General features: G+C 49.6%; 2 rRNA genes. Both read right to left on the reverse strand.

The features are described 5' to 3' along the window. Positions 1-127: 127 nt before the first annotated feature. Positions 128-243 (reverse strand): 5S ribosomal RNA (gene rrf / locus ABD140_RS39900). A gap of 290 nt (positions 244-533) precedes the next feature. Then, positions 534-863: ribosomal RNA gene (locus ABD140_RS39905) — 23S ribosomal RNA — on the reverse strand; the annotation flags it as partial.

Consider the following 863-nt stretch of genomic DNA (forward strand, 5'->3'; position numbering starts at 1 on the left):
CTCACCCACAGCAAGCCCTACGACTTGGTCTAAATTCACACCAACCAAAATCAACTTCGGTCTCACTCCCACTCATTCCCGACACAAAAAAAGCCCGCTTCCAGCGTTAGCTAGAAGCGGGCATATAACCTGGCGACGACCTACTCTCACAGGGCCTATCGCCCAACTACCATCGGCGCTAAAGTGTTTCACTTCCGGGTTCGGAACGGGACCGGGTGGTTCCACTTTGCTATGGTCACCAGAGGTCGGGCTGCTCCCTTAAGTTTGTCAGCTTGCTGTGTTCAGTTTTCAGACTGAGTCACTTGCCTGCGGCAAATTTCTTAAGTGTAGCACGACCTCTACCGGCCTTAGCTTATTAGCTTTGGTTGTGTGTAGATTGTCTACTTGGTTATTTAAAAGAGCTGCTTCATAGGAAGCGCTCTCTGACAACTGTATAGAGAAGACATAAAGTCTTTAACTGCCTGTAATGCGTTGATCACAGCTTTTTGCGTGTTTTGAATACTCTTGATTTGTTAAGCAAATTTAAAGCTTAAGGAATCAAGCCGAACGGATGATTAGTATTGGTGAGCTAAATACATTGCTGCACTTACACCCCCAACCTATCAACGTGGTGGTCTTCCACGATCCTTCAGGGAAAATTAATCTCGGGAGAAGCTTGGCGCTTAGATGCTTTCAGCGCTTATCCCTTCCCGACATAGCTACCCAGCGATGCGGTTGGCACCACAACTGGGACACCAGCGGTCGGTTCATCCCGGTCCTCTCGTACTAAGGACGACCCCTCTCACGTATCCTACGCCCGCGGCAGATAGGGACCGAACTGTCTCACGACGTTCTGAACCCAGCTCGCGTACCGCTTTAATGGG

This window comes from Actinocorallia libanotica (assembly GCF_039525175.1).
In the GTDB taxonomy this organism is placed as follows: domain Bacteria; phylum Actinomycetota; class Actinomycetes; order Streptosporangiales; family Streptosporangiaceae; genus Actinocorallia; species Actinocorallia libanotica.